17 protein-coding genes and 4 pseudogenes are annotated in these 20,263 nt (G+C 35.2%); 7 read left to right on the forward strand and 14 right to left on the reverse strand.

Translation table 11 applies throughout. The features are described from left to right. Positions 1-11: 11 nt before the first annotated feature. The 3 genes from MZO21_RS07965 to MZO21_RS07975 all read right to left on the reverse strand — a co-directional run bounded on the left by MZO21_RS07965 (position 12) and on the right by MZO21_RS07975 (position 5,513). Positions 12-3,932 carry a DUF3418 domain-containing protein gene (locus MZO21_RS07965; RefSeq protein WP_248104140.1) on the reverse strand — a complete coding sequence of 1,307 codons (3,921 nt, stop codon included), beginning with the start codon at positions 3,930-3,932 and terminating at the stop codon, positions 12-14. A 155-nt stretch (positions 3,933-4,087) separates the two neighbouring features. Further along, the gene (locus tag MZO21_RS07970; RefSeq protein ID WP_248104134.1) at positions 4,088-4,573 is read right to left on the reverse strand and encodes a hypothetical protein; all 486 of its coding nucleotides are present in this window, start codon (positions 4,571-4,573) and stop codon (positions 4,088-4,090) included. 76 nt (positions 4,574-4,649) lie between these two features. Beyond that, entirely contained in the window at positions 4,650-5,513 is an 864-nt protein-coding gene (locus tag MZO21_RS07975; protein ID WP_004679438.1) for an IS982 family transposase, read from the reverse strand. Positions 5,514-5,890: 377 nt separating this feature from the next. On the opposite strand from MZO21_RS07975, the gene ahpC reads away from it, so the two are divergent. Together ahpC and MZO21_RS07985 are read left to right on the forward strand one after the other, a co-directional pair. Then, positions 5,891-6,454, forward strand: a complete 564-nt coding sequence (gene ahpC, locus MZO21_RS07980; RefSeq protein WP_154773664.1) for an alkyl hydroperoxide reductase subunit C — start codon at positions 5,891-5,893, stop codon at positions 6,452-6,454. 209 nt (positions 6,455-6,663) lie between these two features. Continuing rightward, complete coding sequence (locus tag MZO21_RS07985; RefSeq protein ID WP_248104125.1) at positions 6,664-6,870, forward strand: KTSC domain-containing protein; 207 nt, start codon at positions 6,664-6,666, stop codon at positions 6,868-6,870. A gap of 58 nt (positions 6,871-6,928) precedes the next feature. Here the strand turns inward: MZO21_RS07985 and MZO21_RS07990 are convergent, their stop codons facing one another. Further along, positions 6,929-7,513: an O-methyltransferase gene (locus MZO21_RS07990; protein WP_248104122.1), complete on the reverse strand. Its 585-nt coding sequence runs from the start codon at positions 7,511-7,513 to the stop codon at positions 6,929-6,931. A 31-nt stretch (positions 7,514-7,544) separates the two neighbouring features. Further along, a complete protein-coding gene (locus MZO21_RS07995; protein WP_152874403.1) occupies positions 7,545-7,766 on the reverse strand; it encodes a DUF1653 domain-containing protein in 222 nt (73 codons plus the stop codon). 288 nt (positions 7,767-8,054) lie between these two features. On the opposite strand from MZO21_RS07995, the gene ahpF reads away from it, so the two are divergent. The 4 genes from ahpF (at position 8,055) to MZO21_RS08015 (ending at position 12,342) form a co-directional block, all read left to right on the forward strand. Beyond that, the gene (gene ahpF / locus MZO21_RS08000; protein ID WP_248109648.1) at positions 8,055-9,620 is read left to right on the forward strand and encodes an alkyl hydroperoxide reductase subunit F; all 1,566 of its coding nucleotides are present in this window, start codon (positions 8,055-8,057) and stop codon (positions 9,618-9,620) included. 183 nt (positions 9,621-9,803) lie between these two features. After that, positions 9,804-10,148: a hypothetical protein gene (locus tag MZO21_RS08005; protein ID WP_154773668.1), complete on the forward strand. Its 345-nt coding sequence runs from the start codon at positions 9,804-9,806 to the stop codon at positions 10,146-10,148. A gap of 138 nt (positions 10,149-10,286) precedes the next feature. Beyond that, positions 10,287-10,988 carry a VIT1/CCC1 transporter family protein gene (locus tag MZO21_RS08010; RefSeq protein WP_154773669.1) on the forward strand — a complete coding sequence of 234 codons (702 nt, stop codon included), beginning with the start codon at positions 10,287-10,289 and terminating at the stop codon, positions 10,986-10,988. Between the two features lie 142 nt (positions 10,989-11,130). Further along, on the forward strand, positions 11,131-12,342 hold the full coding sequence (locus tag MZO21_RS08015) for a YeeE/YedE family protein (RefSeq protein WP_248104116.1): 1,212 nt from the start codon (positions 11,131-11,133) through the stop codon (positions 12,340-12,342). Between the two features lie 46 nt (positions 12,343-12,388). Here MZO21_RS08015 and MZO21_RS08020 read toward each other — a convergent pair. Beyond that, positions 12,389-12,574, reverse strand: a pseudogene (locus MZO21_RS08020) (GNAT family N-acetyltransferase); the annotation flags it as partial. Positions 12,575-12,624: 50 nt separating this feature from the next. After that, positions 12,625-13,140 (reverse strand): annotated as a pseudogene (locus MZO21_RS08025) (IS1595 family transposase); the annotation flags it as partial. A 56-nt stretch (positions 13,141-13,196) separates the two neighbouring features. Here MZO21_RS08025 and MZO21_RS08030 point away from each other — a divergent pair. Further along, on the forward strand, positions 13,197-14,222 hold the full coding sequence (locus tag MZO21_RS08030; RefSeq protein ID WP_432613349.1) for an IS30-like element ISAba125 family transposase: 1,026 nt from the start codon (positions 13,197-13,199) through the stop codon (positions 14,220-14,222). 11 nt (positions 14,223-14,233) lie between these two features. Here MZO21_RS08030 and MZO21_RS08035 read toward each other — a convergent pair. From MZO21_RS08035 to MZO21_RS08065, 7 genes and pseudogenes are all read right to left on the reverse strand, one after another. Then, a pseudogene (locus MZO21_RS08035) lies at positions 14,234-14,377 on the reverse strand (IS1595 family transposase); the annotation flags it as partial. Between the two features lie 166 nt (positions 14,378-14,543). Then, a pseudogene (locus MZO21_RS08040) lies at positions 14,544-14,936 on the reverse strand (transposase family protein); the annotation flags it as partial. Between the two features lie 37 nt (positions 14,937-14,973). Further along, positions 14,974-15,378, reverse strand: a complete 405-nt coding sequence (locus MZO21_RS08045) for a transposase family protein (protein WP_152872730.1) — start codon at positions 15,376-15,378, stop codon at positions 14,974-14,976. A 369-nt stretch (positions 15,379-15,747) separates the two neighbouring features. Then, the gene (locus MZO21_RS08050) at positions 15,748-17,040 is read right to left on the reverse strand and encodes a dicarboxylate/amino acid:cation symporter (RefSeq protein ID WP_248103309.1); all 1,293 of its coding nucleotides are present in this window, start codon (positions 17,038-17,040) and stop codon (positions 15,748-15,750) included. A gap of 586 nt (positions 17,041-17,626) precedes the next feature. Next, positions 17,627-18,145 carry a hypothetical protein gene (locus MZO21_RS08055; protein WP_154773455.1) on the reverse strand — a complete coding sequence of 173 codons (519 nt, stop codon included), beginning with the start codon at positions 18,143-18,145 and terminating at the stop codon, positions 17,627-17,629. Between the two features lie 71 nt (positions 18,146-18,216). Then, on the reverse strand, positions 18,217-18,996 hold the full coding sequence (locus MZO21_RS08060; protein WP_248103311.1) for a TIGR03915 family putative DNA repair protein: 780 nt from the start codon (positions 18,994-18,996) through the stop codon (positions 18,217-18,219). Further along, entirely contained in the window at positions 18,996-20,255 is a 1,260-nt protein-coding gene (locus MZO21_RS08065) for a putative DNA modification/repair radical SAM protein (RefSeq protein WP_248103314.1), read from the reverse strand. The genes MZO21_RS08060 and MZO21_RS08065 overlap by 1 nt, the downstream gene beginning before the upstream one ends. Between the last annotated feature and the right edge of the window lie 8 nt (positions 20,256-20,263).

Here is a 20,263-nt window from a genome sequence, read left to right on the forward strand (position 1 = left end):
TTACTTATATATTAACTGATTCCAAGCTTATCCCATACTTTTTGTATGCGCGTTGGAGATATTGGCATCTTGGTTTTCATTGGTTGAGCAAATAAAGAAATTCTCAATTCCTCAACCATAAAGTAGACTTCTTTAAGTCGCACATCATTTTTGTATTTAAATAGTTTTTCCATCCACGGATCAACATCTACAATGGCGGCATTATCTCGCGTTAAGTTATTTGGCAAACGCTCTAAACGCTGTACCAATGCTTTTAAATAACGAGGAAACTCTTGCCATACATCTGGTGATTTTTCATATACAAAATTAGATAACATCATTAAATCAAGTTGATCTTCAACATCATCAATATTCTTTCCAAAAATTGAATCATCTAGAACCAAAAGCTTTCGACGAATATCCTGCCATTGAATATAAATATCACTCATCATGCTTAAAGCAGTTTGACCGTGCGTTAAGAAATTTTTCTTCACATCTAACACAAGTTTTTGGAATTCTTCTGCATTTACAGGAAGAGATTGAATAGACATTTGCAAGGTTGCATACACGAGCATTTGTTCAAGTTTGGCTTTATCGCCCAAGGGTGAATATGCCAACGCAAGCGGTTTAGATATTTGCTTTTTCAATTGGCGTGTTAAATCGCCTAATTGCATATAAATCAAATGAACAATACCGTCACGATGTTTTTTAATTGCCTCAAACTGATCATTAAAAGTTTGAATGACCACGCCCGATTCATCTTTCTGTTCTAAATTCGCAAAAGTTTTGCTTGGTACTAAAGCTTGATACTGCTTAACAATCACACCTGTAACTTTTTGCGATGCTTCAAACACAAAACTTTCTGGGAAGGTTTTAAACTCACCTTTTAGTTGCTTAACAGGACTATGCGTTTCTGTACGACAACGTGATTTTAACTCTGCTAAATCACGCCCTTGTTCAATCACACGACCCTTTTCATCAATCACTTTTATAAATGGCAATAAATATTCATCTATGCGCTCAAATGAAAAGTCTTTTTCACTAATTTGATCGCCACGTAACTGAAATGCCAAGAAATTAAAAATGTGCTGATTAAGATGCATTGCATCTACACGCGACATTAGCTTGCGAGCTGTGTCAGGAATTGGAACTAAATTACGTCGCTTATCTTTTGGTAAAGCTTTCAATAAAGCTTCAATTAAATCTTGTCGCCAACCCGGAATACCCCAAGACCAAATCGCCTCATCCACTTGTGGAAGCGCTTGCACAGGAATTTTAACCGTCGCACCATCTTGATCATGACTAGGGTCAAAACGATACGTTGCCGCTAAGCGCAATTCGCCATTACGTAAAAAATCTGGGAATTGTTGCGTAGTCGGACGGTCGTTCAACCAAAGTGCATCATCTTCCACAAATAAATAACGTGGATTTTTCGGTTCAACCGTAGCTCGCCAATCTTCAAATGTTCGTCTACTTGCAACTTCAGGTGGCACTTTAGATGCATAAAATTGATAAATTGTTTCTTCATCGACCACTAAATCACGACGACGTAATTTATCTTCAACACGCTCTACTTCTTCAAGTTTGAGTAAATTGTGTTTTAAAAATGGTGGTGTAATACCCAAATTACCCGTGGTTAAACCATCACGCAGGAATATTTCATGCGCAGCTTCTTGATCCACTTTTTCATAATTTACCTGACGCTTAGGCTCAATAATTAAACCAAATAATGAAATTTGATCGTAAGCATTCACCACGCCAGATTTTTTAGACCAATGCGGTTCGAAATAGTGATGCTTCAGTAAATCACCCGCAGCCAGTAAAATCCATTCAGGTTCAATTTTCGCAAGCGTACGAAGATAAACTTGAGATGTTTCAACCATCTCAAATGCCATGACCCAAGGCGTATTGGTTTTATGTAATGCCGATGCAGGGAAAATTCGTGCCTTTTGCTGACGTACCGCCATAAACACATTTCGTTCATCTGTTTTATTGGCAATAAAGGACAATAAACCTGTTAAAAGCGCGCGATGTAAATTTTCATAATTGGCTTTCTTTTCATTAAATGAAAGATTCAAACCTTTGGCTAAATCGACCAATTGTTCATGCGTTTTTTTCCATTCACGTAAACGTAACCAACTTAAGAAATGGTTTCGTGCAAATGTACGACGTTTATTTTCGCTCATTTCACGATTTGAAACTAAGGTTTCCCAAAGTTTGATGTAGAACAGAAAGTCTGAATCTTCTTCACGGAACAAAGCATGCTTTTGATCGGCTTGCATTTGCTTATCTGCAGGACGTTCACGAGGATCTTGCACAGCTAATGCTGCAACAATAATTAAAATTTCATTCAACACGCCAAAATGTGCCCCACCCAAAATCATTCGAGCAAGACGTGGGTCAATTGGCATTTTTGCCATTTTCTGACCAATTTTAGTGAGGGAATCTCCAGCCTTAATATCCCCCCCTTTACCAAAGGAGGAAGAAGTTGCTGATTTTTTTTCATCAGTAAATTTAGGTAGATTTTCTTTCGAATTGAATGATTTCTTCTCCACCATCGCCCCAAGCTCAATTAAAAGCTTGCGACCATCATTCACTAAACGATGATCAGGTGGTTCAATGAAATCGAAATCATCAAATGTGCCTAAACCCAAACTTTGCATTTGTAAAATTACAGAGGCTAAGTTCGTACGTTTAATTTCAGGTTCTGTAAATTCAGGTCGACCTTGAAAATCATCTTCAGAATACAAACGAATACACACACCTGGCGCAATACGCCCGCAACGACCTTTACGCTGATTTGCAGATGCTTGAGATACAGCTTCAATAGGCAAACGCTGCACACGAGAACGGTAGTTATAACGTGAAATACGCGCAAAACCGCTATCAATGACATAACGAATATTCGGTACAGTTAAAGCTGTTTCGGCAACGTTAGTAGCAATAATAATGCGTCGACCACCACCCGTTGGATTAAAGATTTTTTGTTGTTCTGCTAAAGCCAAACGTGCATACAAAGGCAAAATTTCTGTATGTCGTGGACCAAATTTCTGTAAAGTTTCTTGAAGCTCACGAATTTCTTGTTCTGTACTTGCAAAAATAAGCGTATCTGCATATTCAGGATGCCCTTTATCTTTCGCGTCCTGAAAACATTCTTCTACTGCGGCAACAACAGCGCGAGGTAAATTTTCCTCAAAATCATCAAATTCATCGTCATCACTACCAACAATGCTCATTTCTGAAATTGGACGATAACGCACTTCTACAGGAAAACTACGCCCTTCCACTTCAAAAATTGGTGCACCATTAAAGTAATTACTAAAACGTTTTACATCCAAAGTTGCAGAAGTAATGATTACTTTTAAGTCTTTACGACGAGGTAAGAGCTGTTTTAAATAGCCCATAATAAAGTCGATATTGAGTGAACGCTCATGCGCTTCATCAATAATAATGGTGTCGTACTTTGTTAAAAAGCGATCATGAGATAATTCTGCAAGCAAAATACCATCCGTCATTAAACGTACGATAGAGTCCTGCGAACCTTGCTCATTAAAACGAACTTTAAAGGAAATAGATTCCCCTAGTTTTTCGCCTACTTCTTCTGCAATACGTTGTGACACGCTACGCGCAGCTAAACGTCGTGGTTGTGTATGGCCAATTAAACCTGTTAAACCACGACCTGCAAGCATTGCAATTTGCGGTAATTGCGTTGTTTTACCCGAGCCCGTTTCACCTGCCACAATAATCACTTGATGCTTTTGAATTGCTTCAATGAGCTTGTCTGCCGATTGAGTTACAGGTAAATCTTGATTGAGTTTAATATTCGGAATGCGTGTAATACGTTCACGTACTTTTGCATTTGATTTTTCTAATAATTCTTGATGTTGTTTTTCGTTGGCGTCTTTACCTTTACGCAATCGATTCAAACGGTGAAGATCTTTTGCCCTCACCATATTGTCTACATTTAAATCTTTCGCAACCAAGTGAACGCCCTACAGCTTAACTAAAAGAGAATATTCTACTCGTTTTCAAATAGATTCCCAATTGTTGCACGACAATGTTTTCACAATAATTGTTCAATAAATTTTAAAAGTTTCATTTTGGAGAATTAATTACTTTTATAAATCCAATGCTGTGCAATTTCCTTAAAGCTATTTTCATGCACAAAATAATAGACTTTTTCACATTGATAAGGCTTTGAACTTCGACTTCCTGTTACAACCAACAAGCGACTATTATTTTGAAACTCATAATCTCTGCTTATAAAACCATGAGTTTGACTATAACAATCTGAAAAGTTTTGTGGATGTAAAAAGCCATAACCCGTTTTAGCATTATATGTTGCAAGCACCTGACAACCGCCACCACAACCAAAAGAATCTAAAACATAATGACCTGCAAAATTTATTTCCTGCTTTGAAAGCTCAGTAAGTAAGGTTCTATATTTTTGATTTTTACCTTTCAAAATAATGTTCTTTGCGAAAACATCTTGGGTATTTTGAACAGGATAATCTTCAAAATTTATGCTTTCAGCCTTTACAGATGTTTGAATTACAACAACCATCAAACCAACTATTAATACATTATTTTTCATGTTTTACGTATCTCTCACTTGGAATAAAAATTAAGTAATATCAATTATTACTTAACCTGAGTTCGATGAAATCCACTTAACCTTTTAGCATATTTTGGAAAGTTGGCTTATTGGGGTTCAAACAATAAGCCACTACAGCAGCCATGATATTCACCATGAAGTTATTTACCGAACGATGACGTGAATGTTCAAGTTGATGTAAATTTTTTAATTGATCATTCACTGTTTCGATCAATCCTCTTCTGCAAAGTAATTGTTTTTCTTCTTCAGTTTGGATGGGTTTATTTTTCATATTCCGACGTGATGGGGTCAATATTTTCAGTCCTCTTGCTGCTAAAGCTTCGGCTTTTGCTTTGCTCAAATAGCCTTTGTCTCCGAGTAGGATCCCTTTTAATTCTTGAGTTAAAGATTCTAATATAGCAACATCATGAACATTTCCCGATGTCAGCTTGAGATTAATAATTTCACCTAAATTATTGATAACGAGATGTAATTTAAAACCATAAAACCAACCCGTGCTACTTTTTCCACGACCGGCCAAGCCTTTAAATACACGATGCCTTTTAATCCGAAGATTATGGCAAACTACCAATTTAGTGGAGTCAATGATACTGATTCCCGTATCTTTTCCTTTCACCTGATGGAAGAAACTACTCAGAGCTTGCAAACAACGGGGCATGATTTCAATAAATCGGTTGTAGCTAAGCAGTTTAGGAAAAGCAGATTTCCAGAATGGAACGATCATTTGGCAATAAAAATATTTGAAGAATCTAAAACCGGATTGATGAAATAAAATGACAATGGTCATTGCTTCAGACAAGCTTAAAGCTGACTTTTTCAACCTGGTTTTTTGATTAGAAATTAAAGCTTTCTCTAAAGATTCATTAAATTTTTTGCAGAAATCATCCAAAATACAAAATAATTCGGTAATATGATCCATTGAGAAGCCTTGTTTTATAACATTTTGTCTTGAGAACCAATATGTTACAAAAACAGGGCTTTTTTTCTACTCTTTTTTATATCGAACTCAGGTTACTTAAATAATGAACTATAAAATTTACGAAATTATTTTAATTTTTGCCCTTGATTTTTAGTTGCTACGGCTCCATCTTTAATAACAAGCATAAATGAAGATTCTTGTCATATCAGCATCATATATGTTCTGTTAAATGATAAGAAATATCTACTTGTAGAAACAGTAAAATCTTTCAATTCGGTTTTTCCGATTTTAGTTATGTAAAAATACTGTTTCAGCAAGGCTAAAAATTTCTATAATCTTATGGAAAACCAAGACTCACCTCAATCATGGAGACAATGATGAGCTTAATTAATACTGAAGTTAAACCGTTCAAAACAACAGCATTCCAAAATGGTCAATTCATTGAAGTTACTGAAGCTGATCTTAAAGGCAAATGGTCTGTAGTATTCTTCTACCCAGCTGACTTTACTTTTGTTTGCCCAACTGAACTTGGTGACCTTGCAGACAACTACGCTGAATTCAAAAAATTAGGCGTTGAAATCTACTCAGTTTCTACTGACACTCACTTCACTCATAAAGCATGGCACGATTCTTCTGACGAAATCAAAAAAATCGAATATGTAATGGTTGGTGATGCTAACTGGACACTTGCTAAAAACTTCGACGTATTAATTGAATCTGCTGGTCTTGCTGACCGTGGTACTTTCGTTATCGATCCTGAAGGTAAAATCCAAATCGTTGAAATCAACGCTGGTGGTATTGGTCGTGACGCTCAAGAACTTCTTCGTAAAGTTAAAGCAGCTCAATACGTACATGCTCACCCAGGTGAAGTATGCCCTGCTAAATGGAAAGAAGGCGACGCAACTCTTGCTCCTTCAATCGACTTAGTTGGTAAAATCTAATTTTAATTAGATCGTACTGATTCAAAAAACCACGCTTTTAGCGTGGTTTTTTATTGTTAAGCATTTCATTCATTATTCAAAAAATAAATAAAAATCTTACATTTATACGTTGATTCATTCCACAATTATGATATACATAAATAAAACTTATTTATAAACAACAATAAAGTTTTAACACAACATAAAACATGATAATAACGAGGTTGCTTATGGAAAAAACAATCGCTGTTACTTTTTACAAATACAATGCCACATCTAGATATTTAAAAATTTTTTACAACAATGGACGTGCCGATTTGTTCCATCCAGTTCCTGAATTTATTTACAATAATTTAGTTCGATCTGACGATAAAGCATCATTTGTTCATAGATATTTAGAATATGACCTCAGCTTCAAACGTGTTTCTATGCAATAAATAAAAAAGCGATCAATGCTAAAATTGATGGCTTTTCTTTAACGATGCTTTTTATCAATTAGTTATATGTCACTAAAAATAGTCCCGCACCAATAGGCAAAATTGTTGTACTAAATTTTGGATTATCACGGACTAAATTTAAAAAATCATTCACTTCAGATTCATGTGAAACCACATTATCTACAACAAGCAAACCGCCTTTTTCTTTTAAGATTTGCGGTAAGTAATTCCAATAATCACAATATGCATCACGTTCTGCATCCAACAAAATAAAGTCGAACTTTTCTGTGGTTTGACGCAAATAATCTTGTGCATCAGAAACTAAAAACTCAACAAAACGATCAAGTGAAAAATCGACTGCATTTTGATGTGCAAGCTCCGACCTTTCAGCATCAATTTCCAAAGTAGTAATTTTTGCTGAAGTTGATTCTGCCGCATGCGCCAGCCATAAAGTGGAATAGCCTGTAGATGTGCCAATTTCTAGAATGCGCTTAGATTGTTGTGTCCGAATTAAAACATTTAACAATTCTGCAGATTCAGGTTCAATATTTCGATAACGACTTAAACGATCCGAATATGCTTGATCATGTGCTTGAAAATGTTGATACAACACATCTATTTTTGCTAAGAATTCCAAGCTCATTTACATTCCTTTTCACTTAATGTTCTTTTAATTATTCCGTTTCTTGAATTAACTTAAAGCGTTCAATTTCACGATCATCTGCTGTTGTAATGGTTTCAGTAAACATAGTTAATGGTCGCACCCACATAGAGTAATCACCATATAAACATTGATAAACAACGACTTGCTCTCGTGTTTCACTATGCGTTGCCACATTAAATACTTGGTACAGGTTGCCTTTATAATGCTGATAAATTCCTTTCTTTAAACTCACGCTTAATACTCTCTATTTACAAGATTCATTACCTTAATCAGATTATTATTATTTTCATAAAATTCATACTTTTTTCACTTTAAATGCTCAGTATTACTTGAAATTTACCTTTTCTACCCCATTCTTACATGAAGCTATACACGAATATACTGTTGATTAATTGTACTATTTTGCATTTTAATCCAAAAAACCGATTATCAGGATAAAAACAAACTGTTTCCTCAATTTAATAGTTTGTTCTATGATTCTCTCATCAAATAAACATTTACTCCTTTGGAGACGTTAGCAATGTTAGATCAAAATACTTCAGCTCAATTAAAAACACTTCTTGAACGCCTTGAAAGCCCAATTGAAATTGTTGCAACTTTAAATGGTTCTGATAAATCAGACAAAATTAAAGAGCTTGTTTCAGAAATTGCAGAGCTTTCTAGTTTAGTGACTGCTCGTTTTGACGGTACTAACTCTCGTGCGCCAAGTTTTGGTATTGCAAAAGTAGGTGAACAACCACGTGTAAACTTCGCAGGTTTACCAATGGGTCATGAGTTCACATCTTTGATTTTGGCATTGTTACAAGTTTCAGGTTATGCACCAAAAGTATCTGATGAAGTTCTTGCTCAAATTAAAGGCTTAGGCATTAAAGCTAACTTCGACGTATTCGTATCTTTAAGCTGCCATAACTGCCCTGACGTTGTTCAAGCATTGAACTTAATTGCCATTAACAACCCTGGCACTACAGCTACCATGATTGATGGTGCATTCTTCCAAGAAGAAGTTGAAGAACGCAAAATTATGGCTGTTCCAATGTTATTCCAAAATGGTGAACACATTGGTCAAGGTCGTATGACACTTGAAGAAATCATTGCTAAGTTAGATACAAACTCTGCTGCAAAAGATGCTGAAAAATTAAATGCCAAAGAAGCATTTGATGTACTTGTAATTGGCGGTGGTCCTGCAGGTAATACATCTGCTATCTATGCAGCACGTAAAGGGATTAAAACAGGTATCGTAGCTGAGCGCATGGGCGGTCAGGTGATGGATACTATGGATATTGAGAACTTTACTTCTATCCAAAAAACACAAGGTCCTAAGTTTGCTGCTGAAATGGAAGCACACGTTCGTGAGTACGGTGTAGACATTATGAATTTGCAACGTGTATCTGACATTAAAGGTGCAGATGCAACAGCAAATGGTCTTGTTGAAGTGACTTTAGAAAATGGTGCAAAACTAGAATCTAAAACTGTCATCCTTTCAACAGGTGCGCGTTGGAGAGAAATGAACGTTCCAGGTGAGCAAGAATACCGTACACGTGGTGTTGCATACTGCCCACACTGTGATGGTCCATTGTTTAAAGGCAAGCGTGTTGCAGTGATCGGTGGTGGTAACTCTGGTGTAGAAGCAGCAATTGACCTTGCAGGTATTGTTGAGCATGTAACGCTTGTTGAGTTTGATACAAAACTTCGTGCTGACCAAGTACTTCAAGACAAATTGAACAGCTTGCCAAACACAACTGTAATTAAAAATGCGTTATCTACTGAAGTTGTTGGTGATGGTTCACAAGTGACTGCACTTAAATACAAAGACCGTGCAACTGATGTTGAACACACTGTCGAACTTGCAGGAATTTTTGTACAAATTGGTTTATTACCAAATACAGATTTCTTAAAAGAAACAGATGTTGAACTTTCAAACCGCGGTGAGATTGTAATTAACGAGCGTAATGAAACCAATGTAAAAGGTGTATTTGCTGCTGGTGACTGTACAACTGTTCCGTACAAGCAAATCATTATTGCGACAGGTGAAGGTGCTAAAGCTTCGTTATCTGCTTTTGATTATATTATTCGTAGTGGTAACTAAGTCGTTAGATAAGCGAAAAATCACAAAAAAAGGTTTAGCATCGAAAGATGCTAAGCCTTTTTTTTCACAGAAGTTTTTATAAAAAAATTACATTTCATAAACAATAATGAATATTTATATATCAGAAAAATAGATTATATTTTGAACTAACCCGCATTTGGGGATAACAAAAGGAAAATCAGAATGAATAAGTTATTTATTGCTTTAGGTCTTGTTGCTACTGTTGCACTTGTGGGTTGTAACAAAGATAAAGCACCTGAAACGGGTGCAACTACAGGTGAACATTTAGAAAATGCTGCATCTCAAGCAACACATGATATTGCTACAGCAACTGATCATGCTGCATCTGAAACTAAAGCTGCAACAGATACTGCTACTGCAAAAATTAACGAAGCTGCTGATGAAGCTGCCGCTAAAACACAAGCAGCTGCTGCTGATGCCAAAGCAGCTGTAAAAGATGCAACTGCACATGTTGCAGGTGCAGTTGAAAAAGGCGCAGCTGATGTTAAAGAAAAAGCCGAGCAATAATTTTTTAAATATTTAAAAATAATACAAAGAAGCCTCAATATAATTGGGGCTTCTTTGTATTTACCGATGTAATTCACTTGATTAATCAATCATACATTCGCTATGGTTAACCCAAAATTAAATATAAGAGCGCTATAAATGTATTATTCACATCATCAAGAAAAACACCTTATTCAACGTGCAGGCTGGTTACGTGCTTCTGTTTTAGGTGCAAATGATGGAATTATTTCGGTAACCAGCTTAATTATGGGGATGGCTGCAAGTGGTGCATCTACACAAACTTTATTAATTACTTGTGTGGCAGGTTTAATTTCTGGTGCAAGCTCCATGGCTGCGGGTGAATATATTTCTGTGAAATCTCAAGTAGATATTGAAGAAGCAGATTTACATACAGAACGTAATGAATTAGAAAAAAATCCAGATTTAGAACTCAAAGAACTGACTCATATTTATGTTTTACGTGGCTTACAGCCAGATTTAGCGCACGAAGTTGCAGTCCAACTTACTGCTCATAATGCACTTGAAGCACATGCACGTGATGAAATTGGGATTCATGAAAATACATCAGCCAATCCATTACAAGCTGCGGGTTCTTCTGCCCTTGCCTTTTCTTTGGGTGCATTATTTCCTATGTTTGCCATATTACTAAGCCCCGAAGGCTTCGTTGGTAAAACAGTAATGATTGTAGGCGTATTATCTTTAGCAATTCTAGGTGCAGTTTCAAGTTACTTTGCAGGCACGTCTATTATTCGTGGCAGTTTACGTGTGACCATATGGGGTGTTATTGCGATGGCATTTGCAAGCTTCATTGGCTCATTTTTTAATGTAAGTACGTTTTAACCAAAAATTCACATATGAATATAATTGATTTATTAAATCAATTATATTCAGCATTAATTCATATTTCTAAGCTTTTTCCAACTTCTTATTATTTTAAATACTTTAAAATAGTCACACTATTGTTAGTTTTACTATTTCTCCCATGTCTATTATTGCAGCACCTGCAAACCGTTCAAATGTATCGGTTTGGGTGGCCTTTATTTTATTAATTCTTGGTACTTTAGGTACTTATCAAGTTGTCAGCACAAATCAAGCACTTTTGTTTTTGATTGGTGGCGCACTCGGTATGACTTTGTATCATGCCTCTTTTGGTTTTACATCTAGCTGGCGTGTTTTTATTAAAGAACGTCGTGGTCGTGGGCTACGTGCTCAAATGATCATGCTTAGCCTTGCCGTTTTACTATTTTTCCCTGCTTTAGGTGCAGGTGAATTATTTGGTAATCCTGTAAAAGGCAATGTTAGCCCTGTCTCTATGTCTGTGATGATTGGTGCCTTTATTTTTGGTATTGGTATGCAATTAGGCGGTGGGTGTGCTTCAGGTACGCTTTATACAGTTGGTGGCGGTAGCGCGCGTATGATCGTGACACTTGTTTTCTTCTGTTTAGGTTCTTTAATTGCAACTTCGCATATTGATTGGTGGTTTAATCTTCCACATTTAGCACCTATTTCACTTGTATCTAGCTTAGGTGTCGCACCTGCTCTGTTCATCAATTTTGTACTTTTTGCCTTGATTGCTGCCATTACAGTTTTTGCTGAGAAAAAACGTCATGGTTCACTTGAAATTGAACCTAGAAGTGAATACCAAGGTTGGAAGCGTTTTATTCGTGGACCTTGGCCACTCATTTGGGGCGGTATTATTCTTACCTTGCTTAACTTCGCAACGCTAGCACTTGCTGGTCGTCCTTGGGGGGTAACTTCTGCACTTGCTGTTTGGGCTGCTAAATCTGCAAGTTTTGTAGGTGTTGATGTTGCATCTTGGGCATATTGGCAACAACCAGGGAATGCTAAAGCTTTAGCAGAATCTTTATGGTTTGATATTACCTCAATGATGAACTTTGGCATTATGATTGGTGCTTTATTTGCAGCAAGCCTTGCAGGTAAATTTGCACCTAATTTCAATATTCCTAAGCGTTCATTAGTTGCTGCAATTGTAGGCGGATTATTGTTAGGTTATGGCGCTCGTTTAGCATATGGCTGTAACATTGGTGCGTACTTCAGTGGTATTGCTTCTGGCAGCTTGCACGGTTGGTTATGGCTTGTTTTTGCTTTCATTGGTAATAGTGTTGGTGTAAAACTTCGCCCTATTTTCTTCCCAAATGAAAAACCAAAACATGAGCAACTAACTGGTTGTTAATTTAAAAAGCTAAATTATTAAAAGCCTATCTTATGATGGGCTTTTTTTAATTCTTATTTTTAATCCATGCACTTAGATGCTGAGTAAAACCAACTTTTGGGTAATAACCTGTAGCTTGGGGTGCAGCGAATAAAATAAGATTACAATTAGATTGTAACTGTTCCATGGTTAAATCAATTAATTTTTTGCCGATACCATATTTCTGAAAATGCTCAGAAACAGCTAAATCCGATAAATAACAACAATAATAAAGGCTCTAGACTAGCAGATTTGCACTTAGTTTTACCTAATGAGGTCCCACAACTCTGTTGCTAGCTCATTAGGCTCCCTCATCCAACGCCATTCTGTTTCTTTAAGATGATAATCAAAATACTCTTTTGATATACCGTTGAACTTTGCTAGCCTTCTTTTACAAAAGCTCCAGAATGATTCTATTCCATTTATATGACATTGTCCTCTGGCAAATTCATTCGCTCCATGATTTACTCTAAAATGCTTTGAGTAACCAACATCTACCAAACCATTGTATCCACGCCAACCATCACTATAAATTACACTTTCAAGTGCAACTTTACCTAAGATAACTTGTTGTAATGTAGTCTTTTTACAATCAGGGACTATTTCTGTATAAACTCGACCATTCCTTTCAAATATTCCAAATACAGGTTGTTTTAAAGTACCTCGACCTCGCTTCAATTTCCCATGAAAACCACGTTGTCTTTTTGCTCCAAAATAGCTCTCATCAACTTCAATAGAACCTACAAACTTTGCTCTTAAATCTGTTTGATGATCGTAGATTGGGCAGAGTAAAACTTGAAGTGCGACATAAACCACCTAATTAATTTAAAGGGTTTATGGAGTATATAAAATTGTCATACCATCATCTTAACTTTGAAGATCGTACTGCATTAATGCTTGAGTCAAGAAAAGAAGGCTTTTCACCCAGAAAATTTGCTGAACTCATTAAAAGACATCCTAGTACGATCTATCGTGAGCTTAAAAGAAATAGCATCAATGACGTTTATCAAGCTCAATATGCTTCTGATAACACCTTCGCTAGACGTAGACGTGGTCACAGAAAACTCAAAATCGATTCAATCCTCTGGAAATTTATTGTTGAAGCGATCCGTTGTTTATGGTCTCCTCAGCAAATAGCAAAGCGTTTAAAGAGATTTCCTGATTTGGATCAAACAATGAATGTAAGCCATACAACGATTTATTCAACGATACGAGCATTACCAAAGGGTGAGCTGAAAAAAGACTTACTATCCTGTCTGCGTCATGAAAATAAAAAGCGAAAAGCTAACGGTGAACCTAAAAAAGATTCTATATTACAGGATATTAAAACTATTCATGAGCGCCCAACCGAAGTTCAAGAAAGAAAAATACCGGGTCATTGGGAAGCCGATTTAATTAAAGGTAAAGACAATAAAAGTTCGATAGCAACACTTATTGAACGAAATACACGGCTCTGTATCTTGGCAACATTACCTGATGCAAAGGCAGAATCAGTGCGCAAGGCTTTAACTGAAGCTCTGAAATATTTACCCGCAGAACTGCGTAAAACATTGACCTATGACCGTGGACGTGAGATGTCAGAACATAAAATCCTCGAAGAAGATTTAGGCATAGATGTATATTCCTGTGACCCACATTCGCCATGGCAGAAAGGCACATGCGAAAATATGAATGGTTTAATTAGGCAATATTTACCTAAAGGGATTGATTTAAACCAGGCAGATCAGCATTATTTAAATCAAGTTGCCATGTCACTGAATACTCGCCCTAGAAAAGCGTTAGATTGGCTTACACCATTAGAGAAATTTGATCAGCTTGTTGATTATCATAAGGCTTTTGAAACTGTCGCACCTCATGTTTGAATTCGCCTTGCTTCTCTAAAAAGCATGTACCAATAGTTGATGGTATTACGGTTCAAGTTAAGCAATAAGGCTGTTTTAGAAGCAGGAATATCAATGCAAAAGCACTGAATAATTTTTTTAATCTTATAGTGACTTAATTTACTGTTTTCTATCATGATTCTAGACTAATATATCTATTCTGCTAGTCTAGAGCCTAATAAAAATCTGTGACAGATCTAGATACCCCTATCAACTTTCTATCTATCCAAGCCGATACAATTAGATTCGAGTTTTTTAACATTCCTTCAATACATTAGACTTCCTTCATAAATCATTTTTCAATCAATTTAATTGTTTATCTTTCACCCAATCTAAATTGTATATGCCAGCAAGTAAATTAAACCGCAGGTTTAATCGTTTACGACGATTTCTATATACACAAGATAAAATCTTAAAACATTTCATCCTTCCAAATACATGCTCTACTTGAATTCGTCTACGACCAATCTCTTTATTTAACTTTTTTAATTCAGAATCTAGTTTTTCAGTTTTCTTTGCTTTAGATGGCATGAGGCATCCAAAACCCAATTTCTTTATCCCTAAATACCCCTTATCAACGATAAAAAAGGGCTTAAATTTTAATTTCCTCATGCTTTTTTTAAATATTTTAAAATCATGCATGCTTCCATGACTTCCACATACACTCAGTATTTCACCTGTTGTATAGTGCATAGATAGCTGAAATTTAAAGGTATGTCGCTTTTTTTTACCGCTATACCATTTCTTCTGTTTTTTTTGGACGTTGAACTAATATTTCAGTTGCATCAATCACAACAACTTCCCAATCCACTTCATCTCGATTAGGAAGTTGTTTTGGCAAGTTAAATTTTCCAGAACGGATTAAGGTATCTTCAATAACGCGTGTGATACGAATTGCACTCGTTTCAGATACACCGTAACTCATACCAAGATGGAAAAATGTTCGATATTCTCTCCAATATTCTATACATAAGAGCAAACGATCTTCCAACGGTAATTTATGTGGTCGTCCTTTACCAATATGACAAGGTAACTCCTTATTTAGCTCGGCCAACATGAGGTTAAATGTAGCCCAACTAACACCAGTAAGCCTACGAAACTTAACGTCTGATAATTTTTGAATATCTTTGAATTTCATCCAAGGATTATCCCTTGGATTAAATAATTTTGCTGATTAATTTAAGATCAAATAAATTGTACGTTTTTTGATTTATGACGGAAGTCTATTGTCGATTTGTTATTGGGCGTCTATCACCTAAACTTGTTGTAGATAACAAATCAATATAATCATCCACTGTAATCTTAAAATTGACCTTATAAATTATCGCATCCACAAAACTATCCTAAAATATAAATCCTGTTATATAGGCATATATACTCATATTTATATCAATAAAGATATTCCTTATAATTTTTAGAATCTTTCATCACCACAATATATAAGTTTTAATCTTTATTTATTCTAGCCACAAAAAAAAGCCCCGAAGGGCTTTTTTAAATTCTTAGATTAAGCTTTCTTTTTTAAAGTTTCATCTAATACTTCTTTATCTAAAGCATTATCCCAACGCGCAACAACAATAGTCGCACACGCATTACCAACTAAGTTTGTTAATGCACGGCATTCTGACATGAAACGGTCAATACCAAGAATCAATGCCATACCTGCCACAGGAACTGCTGGAACTACTGATAATGTAGCCGCAAGAGTAATAAAGCCTGCACCAGTTACACCTGCTGCACCTTTAGAACTAATCATAGCAACTAATAACAATGTAATTTGCTCACCTAATGAAAGATCAATATTACATGCTTGTGCAATGAATAATGCCGCCATTGTCATGTAGATGTTTGTACCATCAAGGTTAAATGAATAACCTGTAGGAATAACCAAACCTACAACAGACTTTTCACAACCTGCTTTTTCCATCTTATTCATTAAAGTTGGTAAAGCTGCTTCAGAAGAAGATGTACCTAATACAAGCCATAATTCATCTTTGATATAACGGATTAAATCAAAAATAGAGAAACCATTGTATTTAGCAACCGCGCCTAAAATTACACTCACAAACAATAATGACGTGATGTAGAAGGTCGCGATTAATAGCATTAAGTTACCAATACTTGAAATACCATAAGCACCAATGGTGAATGCCATAGCACCGAACGCACCAATAGGAGCGAACTTCATTAACATACCTACTAATTTAAATACAGGTACAGTTAAATGATTCAAAAATTCTGTAACAGGTTTGCCCTTCTCACCAACGCTTGCAATAGCCAAACCAAACAATACAGCTACAAATAGAACTTGAAGAATATCACCAGCAACCAATGGACTAACTAAAGTCTTTGGAATGATATTCATGAAGAAGTCTACAATAGAAGCATCGTGAGCTTTTTCAACATAAGTTGCGACTTTATCGCCAGCAAGTTGAGCAGGATCAATATTTAAACCTTTACCAGGTTGAATAATATTGGCTACAACCATACCTACAATAAGCGCTAAAGTAGAGAAAGTAATGAAGTAAAGCATTGCTTTACCTGTTACACGCCCCACAGAACCCATATTGGTCATACCAGCAATACCAGTACATACCGTTAAGAAGATGACTGGAGCAATAATCATTTTAACAAGTTTAATAAAAGCATCACCTAACGGTTTTAAGCTTTCACCAAGATCGGGAGCAAAATGACCTAATGCAATACCCGCTAAAATAGCAAAAATTACTTGCACATAAAGAATTTGATAAAACTTTTGTTTCTTTGGTGGCTGAGCATGCTCATCAACATGAATATCCATGGGAGGCCCTTCTCTTAAATTCTATAAATTAAAAAAGTTATGTTTGCAGTAAATATAAACAAAAACTACAAAAAATTACCGCTAAAAACTTCGGGAATCTTAAAGAAAAGCAAGTATCAAAGATAGACAACTATATACACCTTTAGTCTAATATTTATAAATAAAATATATATCTTTTTCATATACTTAACTTTCATTGCCCATTTCACAATCAATATTAAGAGTCATTTGAATATTTATTGATCAAAAAATAATAAGCTAAATACAACTACATTTTTCACATAATAATTATAATTTTATATTAAACAATAATTTAATTTTAACAAATCAATATAAAATGACTTAAATATCTCTTTATTAAAAAATAGCCTTAATTACTCTATAGCTTCTATCTATTATTTTTTATATTTATTTAGACCAATGACTCATTAAGACTTCTTATCAATTAAATTATTTAATATTCTAATTTCTAATCATTTAAAATTAACTACACATTTTTTGCAGAAAAAATCGTCTTTTTTCATTTTTATGATTCCTTAAAAGTATAAAAAACCTACATGAAAGTAGGTTTTTTAGGCACTTTATATTATCTCAAGGCTTCTTTTAAATTACAGCCATATCCCATTATTTGTTGGACTTGTCTATATGTCGTATAACGATTCAAAATGAAGTCATAAAATTGATCAGAAGAAGAGAAATTTGTCTGAAGATTTTCATTTCCTGCATTTGGCAATTTAACATCTTTTAGCAATTGTAGATTGTAGTGTCCTAAACGATACATCTCTGTAAAGTAGCCATTCATTAAATCGCAATATGCCAATTTTGTTGGTTTTAAAGATGTACTCGCAACCAAATGCATATTCAATGTTTTTAAATTATTTACATCGAGTGGAAGCTGCTGTGCAAAAGCCATACTTTCTGTTTGTTTAAATTTCTTAAAATCGGTAGCAAGTTTTCCATTTAATTGTTCAAAGCGTGTTTGTAATGTCGCAACATCTTTCACTTTATATTGGCTTTCATTTACAACAGTTTTCGCTTCTTCTGTTTTAGAACAGCCTGTAAAAACAATACTTGCAATTAAAGTCGTCCAAAGCAACGGCTTCATTCGTTTTCTCACATTCAATTTTTTAATATAAGCACCATTATGCATATATTAAAAAATTTGGCTTTAACTATTTAAAGTGTCTTTTCATTCATATAGCGCCAATATCTTTTTGGTACATATTGAATATGAAGTTTCATATTTTTTCTTGCCTTAATATTCACGCTATTAAAGTAATCTTTCCACAATTGATCATAAAGTACTTCGTCATCATCCAATTCAATACTAAAATTTTGGCTATGCCCTACTTTCAATTGCGTATCTATTTCATGTGCATTCATTTCAATTTGATGCACAGTATCTAAATCATAATAAATACCAAATTTACGTTGCTCATCATAAATGAGCCACTTCTGGTCTTGATAACGTGATTTAAAATGCTTTTCAATGAGTGGTAAAACATTAAAATCTGGTCTGACCAAACTTAAAAATAAGCCATCTTTACACTTTTTAAAACGAACAAAAGCTTCCATTCTGTGCTTTTCACGACCAACTTGTTTTGCCCATTGTGAAATCCCTAAAACATCAACATGACCAAAATTTCGATCAATAGGTTTTTGCGACTGAAATACATAAATTGCGAAATTCAAACAATGCTGAAAAGCTTCGTCTTTTTCCGACAAAAAACTGTAATAAAAATTTCTTAGACTATTTGCAGATGTTTTTTGTTTTAATCCCTGCCAAACACGCTGTGCATGTTCATCATTTGAAGCAACTTCAATAAAGTCATCAAATAAACCATTTTGGCTTTTAGAATTTGCAGTAACATTCACATCAAATTCTTTAAATTGAAAACAACGAAATACACAACTTAAAAGCCCTGTAAATGTTCCGTCAAAACAATACGTCGCCATTAAAAACCAAAGCCTAATTGTGGTGAAAGTTGCTGAGTATATTTCGATTGTCCAGATTGCAAAATTTGCCTACGAATTTGTGCTGAATGTTGTTCCTTTTGGAATTTTGGCGTATCTGCACAACGAATAAAATGTTGCGCTCTATTATAAGAAACACCCATACGCTTTAATTGATCAATATAAATTTTGCCAAAACGGCGCGCTTTTACAATTTTTTTAGCAGACTTCACCCCTATTCCAGGCACGCGCAAAATCATTTTGTAATCTGCTTGGTTAATATCTACAGGAAATGCTTCAGGATTCCTCAGCGCCCAACTTAATTTTGGGTCTACATCTAAATCTAAATTTGGGTGTTCATCATCTACAAGCTCATTGGCATCGAAACCATAAAAACGCATTAACCAATCACTTTGATATAAGCGATTTTCACGCAATAAAGGTGGTGCAGAACCAATTGCAGGCAATGCTTTTTCTTCCTCATTAATTGGAATATAGCCCGAATAATAAACGCGCTTTAATTTAAAAGCTTTGTAGTGATGATCTGCCATTAAAATAATGTCTTTATCAGATTCATTATGTGCGCCTACGACCATTTGCGTGGTTTGCCCCGCAGGAACAAACTTAGGTGTCGAACGAATAATTTGCCTATCTTCTTTAAGCTGAATGAGTTTATCTCGAACAATCCCTAAATCTTTTTGCACTTCTGAATGCGATTTTTCAGGCGCAAATTTTTGTAAGCCTGCTTCTGTTGGCATTTCTAAATTAATGCTCATTCTATCTACATATAAACCAGCTTCTGTAATAATTTCCTGAGATGCTCCTGGAATGGTTTTTAAATGGATATATCCATTAAAATTTTCTTCTAAACGCAATTTTTTAACCACTTGAAGCATGCGCTCCATGGTGTAATCTGCGGATTTAAAAATCCCTGAACTTAAAAACAGCCCTTCAATATAATTACGGCGATAAAAGTTCATGGTTAAATCAACCACCTCTTGCACCGTAAATGCTGACCTTTTCACATCATTTGAACGACGTGATACACAATAAGCGCAATCGAAAATACAAACATTTGAAAATAAAATTTTAAGCAAAGATACACAGCGACCATCTTCTGTATAGCTATGACAAATTCCTGAGCCGGTATTGCCCAGACCTTTATCTTTATTTTTACGATTACTACCACTCGATGAACATGAAACATCATATTTGGCAGCATCGGCTAAAATTTGCAGTTTTTCACGGATACGATCAGACATGAGAGATG

It is taken from the genome of Acinetobacter portensis (assembly GCF_023158935.1).
GTDB lineage: Bacteria > Pseudomonadota > Gammaproteobacteria > Pseudomonadales > Moraxellaceae > Acinetobacter > Acinetobacter faecalis.

Coding starts and splice junctions, on each gene's coding strand:
- MZO21_RS07965 (WP_248104140.1), bottom strand. CDS start 3,932: ATGGTGAGGGCAAAAGATCTTCACCGTTTGAATCGATTGCGTAAAGGT.
- MZO21_RS07970 (WP_248104134.1), bottom strand. CDS start 4,573: ATGAAAAATAATGTATTAATAGTTGGTTTGATGGTTGTTGTAATTCAA.
- MZO21_RS07975 (WP_004679438.1), bottom strand. CDS start 5,513: ATGGATCATATTACCGAATTATTTTGTATTTTGGATGATTTCTGCAAA.
- ahpC (WP_154773664.1), top strand. CDS start 5,891: ATGAGCTTAATTAATACTGAAGTTAAACCGTTCAAAACAACAGCATTC.
- MZO21_RS07985 (WP_248104125.1), top strand. CDS start 6,664: ATGGAAAAAACAATCGCTGTTACTTTTTACAAATACAATGCCACATCT.
- MZO21_RS07990 (WP_248104122.1), bottom strand. CDS start 7,513: ATGAGCTTGGAATTCTTAGCAAAAATAGATGTGTTGTATCAACATTTT.
- ahpF (WP_248109648.1), top strand. CDS start 8,055: ATGTTAGATCAAAATACTTCAGCTCAATTAAAAACACTTCTTGAACGC.
- MZO21_RS08005 (WP_154773668.1), top strand. CDS start 9,804: ATGAATAAGTTATTTATTGCTTTAGGTCTTGTTGCTACTGTTGCACTT.
- MZO21_RS08010 (WP_154773669.1), top strand. CDS start 10,287: ATGTATTATTCACATCATCAAGAAAAACACCTTATTCAACGTGCAGGC.
- MZO21_RS08015 (WP_248104116.1), top strand. CDS start 11,131: ATGTCTATTATTGCAGCACCTGCAAACCGTTCAAATGTATCGGTTTGG.
- MZO21_RS08030 (WP_432613349.1), top strand. CDS start 13,197: ATGGAGTATATAAAATTGTCATACCATCATCTTAACTTTGAAGATCGT.
- MZO21_RS08045 (WP_152872730.1), bottom strand. CDS start 15,378: ATGAAATTCAAAGATATTCAAAAATTATCAGACGTTAAGTTTCGTAGG.
- MZO21_RS08050 (WP_248103309.1), bottom strand. CDS start 17,040: ATGGATATTCATGTTGATGAGCATGCTCAGCCACCAAAGAAACAAAAG.
- MZO21_RS08055 (WP_154773455.1), bottom strand. CDS start 18,145: ATGAAGCCGTTGCTTTGGACGACTTTAATTGCAAGTATTGTTTTTACA.
- MZO21_RS08060 (WP_248103311.1), bottom strand. CDS start 18,996: ATGGCGACGTATTGTTTTGACGGAACATTTACAGGGCTTTTAAGTTGT.
- MZO21_RS08065 (WP_248103314.1), bottom strand. CDS start 20,255: ATGTCTGATCGTATCCGTGAAAAACTGCAAATTTTAGCCGATGCTGCC.